This window comes from uncultured Methylobacterium sp. (genome assembly GCF_964242245.1).
Lineage (GTDB): Bacteria > Pseudomonadota > Alphaproteobacteria > Rhizobiales > Beijerinckiaceae > Methylobacterium.
The window spans coordinates 1-6,630 of record NZ_CAXTBY010000159.1 but is presented as its reverse complement, the minus strand read 5'-3'; the positions used below and the strand labels follow the sequence as shown (position 1 = coordinate 6,630).

The 6,630-nt window shown below is 70.0% G+C and carries 7 protein-coding genes; 4 read left to right on the top strand and 3 right to left on the bottom strand.

Annotation, left to right across the window (positions count from 1 at the left end):
• The 3 genes from ACFE8Y_RS20135 to ACFE8Y_RS20125 form a co-directional block, all read left to right on the top strand.
• Nucleotides 1-540 (top strand): nitrilase-related carbon-nitrogen hydrolase (locus ACFE8Y_RS20135; RefSeq protein WP_375466150.1); only part of this gene is annotated, 540 nt, incomplete at its 5' end.
• Nucleotides 541-731: 191 nt separating this feature from the next.
• Entirely contained in the window at nt 732-1,793 is a 1,062-nt protein-coding gene (locus ACFE8Y_RS20130; RefSeq protein ID WP_375466149.1) for a sensor histidine kinase, read from the top strand.
• Nucleotides 1,794-1,872: 79 nt separating this feature from the next.
• The gene (locus tag ACFE8Y_RS20125) at nt 1,873-2,295 is read left to right on the top strand and encodes a SufE family protein (RefSeq protein WP_375466148.1); all 423 of its coding nucleotides are present in this window, start codon (nt 1,873-1,875) and stop codon (nt 2,293-2,295) included.
• 18 nt (nt 2,296-2,313) lie between these two features.
• Here ACFE8Y_RS20125 and ACFE8Y_RS20120 read toward each other — a convergent pair whose 3' ends face one another.
• From ACFE8Y_RS20120 to ACFE8Y_RS20110, 3 genes are all read right to left on the bottom strand, one after another.
• A complete protein-coding gene (locus tag ACFE8Y_RS20120) occupies nt 2,314-3,168 on the bottom strand; it encodes a DUF6456 domain-containing protein (protein WP_375466147.1) in 855 nt (284 codons plus the stop codon).
• Nucleotides 3,169-3,269: 101 nt separating this feature from the next.
• Complete coding sequence (locus ACFE8Y_RS20115) at nt 3,270-3,467, bottom strand: hypothetical protein (RefSeq protein WP_375466146.1); 198 nt, start codon at nt 3,465-3,467, stop codon at nt 3,270-3,272.
• A gap of 84 nt (nt 3,468-3,551) precedes the next feature.
• On the bottom strand, nt 3,552-3,986 hold the full coding sequence (locus ACFE8Y_RS20110) for a MucR family transcriptional regulator (protein ID WP_375466145.1): 435 nt from the start codon (nt 3,984-3,986) through the stop codon (nt 3,552-3,554).
• Nucleotides 3,987-4,423: 437 nt separating this feature from the next.
• On the opposite strand from ACFE8Y_RS20110, the gene ACFE8Y_RS20105 reads away from it, so the two are divergent.
• Complete coding sequence (locus ACFE8Y_RS20105; RefSeq protein ID WP_375466144.1) at nt 4,424-6,544, top strand: S9 family peptidase; 2,121 nt, start codon at nt 4,424-4,426, stop codon at nt 6,542-6,544.
• Nucleotides 6,545-6,630 lie beyond the last annotated feature (86 nt).

Genomic DNA, 6,630 nt, shown 5'->3' with positions numbered 1-6,630 from the left:
CCCGAGATCTGGCGCGACTGCGCCATGCGCGGGGCCGAACTCATCATCCGCTGCCAGGGCTACATGTACCCGGCGAAAGAACAGCAGATCCTCATCTCGAAGGCGATGGCGTTCGCCAACAACACCTACGTTGCCGTCTCGAACGCGGCGGGCTTTGATGGCGTCTACACCTATTTCGGCCACTCGGCGATCATCGGGTTCGACGGGCGCACGCTCGGCGAGTGCGGCGAGGAGGAGATGGGCATCCAGTACGCGGCGCTCTCGAAGTTCCTGATCCGCGATTTTCGCGCCCACGGGCAGTCGGAGAACCACCTCTTCAAGCTGCTGCACCGCGGCTATACCGGCATGATCAACTCCAAGGAGAACCGGCACGGGATGTCGGAGTGTCCCTACGACTTCTATCGCCGCTGGATCGAGGACCCCGACGGCACCCGCGACGCCGTGCGTGCGCTCACCCGCCAGAGCGTAGGGACGGAAGAGTGCCCGATCGAAGGCATCCCCTTCGTCGGCAAGGGCGAAGGGCCGCCGGACCCGCACTAACACCGCCGTCCCGGGGGCGTCTCCAGCGGGTGAGACGACCCCGGGCTGAGGGGTCCGCAGGCCGAAGCGGCCTGCCTATGCTCGGCGTCGCTTCCCGTTCCCGGAAGACCGGAACGGGCCTGGGTCCGACACGTTGACCGGCGCCAGCATTGCGCACGTCAGCCAGGGGCCGGAAGCGGATCGGGAGTAGCATGGTCGCGGAGTCACCAACGACCGGGACGGTCGGGTACGGCACGACGGTGGCATCCACGCCGGCGATCACGGACGACTTCCGCCGCTTCGCCAACGACGTGCCCCTGATGATGTGGCGCTCCGACGCTCAGGGTCGTGCCGTCCACCACAACGCCTGCTGGCTTCAGTTCACCGGCCGCCCCCTCGATGTGGAACTCGACGTCGGGTGGCGCACGGGTCTGCACCCGGACGATTTCGACCGGCACGCGCGCATCGTCTCCGACGCCTTCCTGATCCGCGAGCCCTTCACGGTGGAGTTTCGCCTGCGCCGCCACGACGGCGCCTACCGCTGGCTCCTCGACACCGCCCGACCCTTGACCGAGGGCGAAGATTTCCACGGCTATCTCGGGTCCTGCTTCGACATCACCGACCGCAAGCACGCCGAGGAGAACATCGAGCACGCGCTCGCGGAGAAGGAGACCCTGCTGGCCGAGGTCTATCACCGGGTCCGCAACAACCTCCAGGTGATGGTCAGCCTGATCGGGCTCTACGGGCGCGCCGCGCCCGAGCCGTGCCGCGGCAGCTTCGAGGCGCTGGGCCAGCGCGTCCGGGCGATCGCGCTGGTGCAGCAGCACCTGCACGAGGCGCCGCACATCGCGTCGATCGACCTGCGCGACTACCTGCACCGCCTCGCCTCCGGCCTGGGTCAGTTGCGCAGGGCCGGCCGCATCGGCGTCCACGTCGGCGGCGTCGGCACGAGTCTCGTGGAGCCGCGCACCGCCAACGCACTCGGCATGATCGTCGCCGAGATCGTGGCCGAGTGCCTCGACGCCACCGCCGAGAGCGTCTCCTGCACCATCGCGATCGACATCGATGCGCCGGCCGGCGCGCCGGTGTCCCTGACGATCGTATCGGGGAACGGCGAGGCGGCGGAGGCGGGCAGGGCCAACATCCCCAAGCTCGGGCCCCGTCTGATCGCGGCCTACGCCGCGCAGGCGGAGATCGCGGTGACGGGCACCGCAACCAAGCGCGATCCGCTGCGGCTCCAGTTGCCGGAGGCTCGCGTCAGCGCACAGGCGTGACGCGTCGCCGCGAGTCGCAGGGTCGGGGTCGGCGACCTATATGGGTGTCCGCGCCCACTGACGAAGAACCCGCTCCCGCATGCTGCCACCGATCGCGACCATCGTCGAGAACTTCGAATTCATCGACGATTGGGAAGAACGCTACCGCTACCTGATCGAACTCGGCCGGACCCTTCCGCCGGCGGACGAAGCGCTTCACAGCGAGGCCAACAAGGTGCTCGGCTGCGCCAGCCAAGTCTGGATCGACCTCGGCGTCGACGCGTCCGGCGCGGAGCCGCGCCTGCACCTGCGCGGCGACAGCGACGCGCACATCGTGCGCGGCCTCGTCGCGCTGATGATCGCGCTGTTTAACGGCAAGACCCCGCAGGAGGCCGCCGATACCGACGCCTTCGCCCTCTACACCAAGCTGGGCTTGGGCGAGCACCTCACGCCGCAGCGCTCCAACGGCGTCCGGGCCATGGCGGACCGCATCCATCGCGACGCGGTCCGGCTCGCCGCCTGATCCTCCGGCCTTCATCCGTCAACCACGGTCGCGCCAGAGGCGCATCCGCGCGTGGTCCGGGCCGGAGGCCTCACGCTGCAGGCCGTAATGCTCCGCGAGCCGTCCGAGCGCGATGCGGGCGACGACCTTGGCCGAGCGCGCGGGCCAGCGCCGCTCGGCCTCGATGCGCTCCAGGCCCTTCACGAACCCGCACAGGTCGATGAGGAGGCCGGACAGGTCGTTGCCGACCGCGTCCAGCGCCGCACGAACCCGCTGGCGCGCGGCCAGGATCGCGTCCGAGGCGGAGGACGGATCGCGAGGGCCGGAGCCGTCGACCCGCGGGGCGCTCCAGTCGGTCCCCATCCTCGGCAGCAGCATCGCCGTGGTGAGGTCGCGGCGCAGGCGCTCGCCCGCCTCGTAGGAGGCAGCGTCGAGGAGCGGCGCACCGTCGCGGCCACGTCGCCGAACCATCCAGGCGATCGGACTCTCGCAGGCATCGCGCAGGCGCCGCTCGCCCGCCTCGCCGTCGGTGACGAGTTCGAGGTGCTGCCCGCGGAACGTCTCGTCCGCCGGCGCGTGTGCCCGCCGCAGCCAAGCCCGGCCCGCCGGAGCGAGGCTGAGGCGGCCGCGCGGGCCCGGGTCCCGAACCGCGAGATCGGCCGCGACGAGGCGCTCCCCCACCGAGGCCGGAAAACGGCCGCCGCCGATCGAGACGCCGCTGCCGCCGCCGCGCAGGATCAGCGTCTCGGTCTCCGCGGGATCGACGAACGCGTAGGCTCCGGCCGGCGACAAGGCCGCGAGCAGGCGCTCGGCGGCGCGGCCGAGCGGGGGCTCGATGCGTGCCGTGTCCCCCGAACGCTGGCGCCGAGCCTCGGTCCTCGTAGTTTTGTTCACTATATGTTCCAATCGCAATGTGACATCGAATGCGATGCGGAACATGAGAGCCTGGAAATTTATCCTAATTCAAGGCTTGACGGCCTCGGCCCTGTGGAGCGTCACGCAGCCCCGGGGCGGGTCGGGGGGTGCTTGAGCACCTCGGCGATCTCGTCCTCGGATTTCCCGCCGACTTCGTAGCCCAGGGCCTCCAGGCGCTCGATTAGGGCGGCACTGCCCGCAGCCGAGCGCGCCGCCCACGCCGATAGGGCCTCGTTGGCCTTGGTGAGGCCGTCGGCGGCCGCGTCGGTCTCGCTCATTCAAGCATAATGTCGCAGGTGCTTATTCGTTCCGGGATTCGCGCACGGCCTGGACTGCACGCGTCCTGCCGCGCGCGGGCGCGATCAGGCCGCTTCGTCGTAGTTTCCGTTGCGGGTCTGGCCGAGGCCGATCGCCTTGGCGAGATCGGAGCGGGCCTTGGCGTAGTTCGGCGCCACCATCGGGTACTCGGGCGGCAGGCCCCACTTGGCGCGGTACTGCTCCGGGCTGAGGTCATACTTCGCGCGCAAGTGGCGCTTGAGCGATTTGAAGGTCCGGCCGTCCTCCAGGCAGATGATGTGGTCGGCGGTCACCGATTTCTTGATCGGCACGGCAGGCTGCAGCGGCCCCATCGGAACCTCCGCCTCGACGCGGTGTCCGGCGACCTGGACGAGGGCGGTGTGAATCCGGGTGATGAGCTGCGCAAGCTCTCCCGGAGGGACGGGATTGTTGCTGACGTACGCCGAGACGATATCGGCGGCGAGTTCCACGTAATCGACCGCGGTGTCTGTTTCATTCATGGTTGGCAGAATCTCCTGGACGCGAAGCAGGCCGTAGTTGCGGGCTCGCGCGGTCCGATCGTACCGGCGGCCCCAGGTGTCGTGCGATGAAGTCGCAGCAACGACGCGCCTGCTCGCAAGTGCTCTACGAAGTGCGGCGATCCCTCTCGCCGCGACATTGCTGTATGATGTTTGGAAACCCGTCGCAAGACCGTGCGAGGCTGAGCGGATATGCAACATCGGCCAGGGTGCATAATATTTCAACTTATCGAGATCTCATGACGTGCCCAGCCTCCCACGGGGCGGTTTGATCACCCTCGACTGACCGGCCTCTGATCGTACCGCTTCGCGGCGAGCGGTCCGGCGATGCCGGAGGGCGCTCAGGCTACCGCGCCGGCTTGCCCTGGAAGGGTCCGCGCCGCACATGCCGGGTGGCTCCCTGCACAGGATTTTCTGCGATGGCATCCGATCCGCGTCCCTTCCCGTCCCTGTCCGATGCGCCGGTCGCTGCGAGGCGTCCGCACCGGTTCGAGGTCCACGGCCGGACGATCTCGGACGAGTATGCTTGGCTGAAGGCCGAGAACTGGCAGGCGGTCCTGAAGGACCCCGCGGCGCTGCCCGCCGACATCGCCGCCTACCTGGAGGCCGAGAACGCCCACGCGGCGGCGGCCCTCGACGGCATGGCCGGCCTGCGGAAGTCCCTCGTCGCGGAGATGCGCGGGCGCATCCGCGAGGACGAGAGCGGCGTGCCGGTTCCCGACGGGGCGTTCGCCTACTACACCCGCCACCGGGAGAGCGGACAGCACCCCCTCGTCTGCCGCCGGCCCACGACCGCGGGCGACGATGCGGGCTCGGAGGAGATCCTGATCGACGGCGACCGCGAGGGCGAGGGCCTGCCGTTCTTCGAGATCGCGGCGGCCGTCCATTCCGACGACCACGCGCGGCTCGCCTGGGGCGCCGACACCAAGGGCTCGGAACTCCACGCGATCCGGGTGCGCGACCTCGCCACCGGCCTCGACCTGGAGGATCGCGTCGAGGCGACGTCGGGCGAGGCGGTCTGGTCGGCCGACGGCTCGGGGTTCTGGTACGTCGCGGTCGATGCCAACCACCGGCCCGTGCGCGTCATGCGCCACCGCCTCGGCGCGGCGCAGTCGGACGACGTCACGGTCTACGCCGAGCGCGATTCCGGCTTCTTCGTGCATATCGGGCAGACGCAGTCGGGTGCCTACCTCACGGTCACCGCGAGCGACCACGAGACCTCCGAGGTCCACCTCCTCGACCGACACGCGGGCGAGGGCGCCCCCTTGCGCGTGGTGCAGGCCCGCGAACCGCTGCTGATCTACTCGGTCGAGCATCGCGGCGACGCGCTCTTCATCCTCACGAACGCCGACGGCGCCGAGGACTTCAAGATCGTCACCGCGCCGGTCGCCGCGCCCGGCTTTGAGGGCTGGCGCGATGTCGTCCCCCACCGCGCGGGCACGATGATCCGCCACCTGCACCTGCTGTCCGGCCACCTGATCCGGCTGGAGATCGAGAACGCCCGGCCGCGCATCATCGTGCGCGACCTCGCGACGGAGGCGGAGCATCCGGTGGCCTTCGCCGAGGAGGCGTATTCGCTCGGCCTCCAGCCCGGCCACGAGTTCGAGACGGGCACGATCCGCTTCGCCTACGCGTCGATGACGACGCCGGCCGAGACCTGGGACTACGCGTGCGACACCCGCGCCCGCACCTTGCGCAAGCGCCAGAGCGTGCCGAGCGGCCACGCTCCGGAGGCCTACGTGACCCGGCGCCTGTTCGCGACCGCGCCGGACGGCGCGCAGGTGCCGATCTCGCTGCTGCACCGGCGCGACCTCGTGCTCGACGGCTCGGCGCCGCTGCTGCTCTACGGCTACGGCGCCTACGGCACGCTGATGCCGGCGGGCTTCCGCACCAACCTGCTGTCGCTCGTCGATCGCGGCTTCGTCTACGCCATCGCCCACATCCGCGGCGGCACCGAGAAGGGCTGGCGCTGGTACCTCGACGGCAAGCGCGAGAAGAAGCCCAACACCTTCTCCGACTTCGTCGCCTGCGCGCACGCGCTGATCGCGGCGAACTACACGGCGGAGAAGCGGATCGTCGCCCACGGCGGCAGCGCCGGCGGGATGCTGATGGGGGCGGTGGCCAACCTCGCGCCGGAACTCTTCGCCGGCATCGTCGCCGACGTGCCCTTCGTGGACGTGCTCAACACCATGCTCGACGCCGACCTGCCGCTGACCCCGCCGGAATGGCCCGAATGGGGCAACCCGGCCGAGAGCGAGGCGGCCTTCGAGACCATCCTGTCGTACTCCCCCTACGACAACGTCGCGGCCAAGGCCTATCCCGCGATCCTGGCGCTGGCCGGCCTGACCGACCCGCGGGTGACCTACTGGGAGCCGGCCAAGTGGGTGGCGCGGCTGCGCGCAACCATGACCGGCGGCGGCCCCGTGCTGCTGCGCACCAACATGGAGGCCGGCCACGGGGGAGCGGCCGGCCGCTTCGACCGGCTGGAGGAGGTCGCCCTGATCTACGCCTTCGCGCTCGCCGCGGTGGGGAGGGCGTGATCACGCGCCGATGACCGCGCGTGGACGGCACATGCGGGAGCTTCCCCGTTTGCTCGGCCCTGTGACATCATCCGTCGCTGTCCTCA

Excerpts from the sequence above, each read along its gene's own strand:
- ACFE8Y_RS20130 (WP_375466149.1), top strand. The coding sequence starts at position 732 with ATGGTCGCGGAGTCACCAACGACCGGGACGGTCGGGTACGGCACGACG.
- ACFE8Y_RS20125 (WP_375466148.1), top strand. The coding sequence starts at position 1,873 with ATGCTGCCACCGATCGCGACCATCGTCGAGAACTTCGAATTCATCGAC.
- ACFE8Y_RS20115 (WP_375466146.1), bottom strand. The coding sequence starts at position 3,467 with ATGAGCGAGACCGACGCGGCCGCCGACGGCCTCACCAAGGCCAACGAG.
- ACFE8Y_RS20110 (WP_375466145.1), bottom strand. The coding sequence starts at position 3,986 with ATGAATGAAACAGACACCGCGGTCGATTACGTGGAACTCGCCGCCGAT.
- ACFE8Y_RS20105 (WP_375466144.1), top strand. The coding sequence starts at position 4,424 with ATGGCATCCGATCCGCGTCCCTTCCCGTCCCTGTCCGATGCGCCGGTC.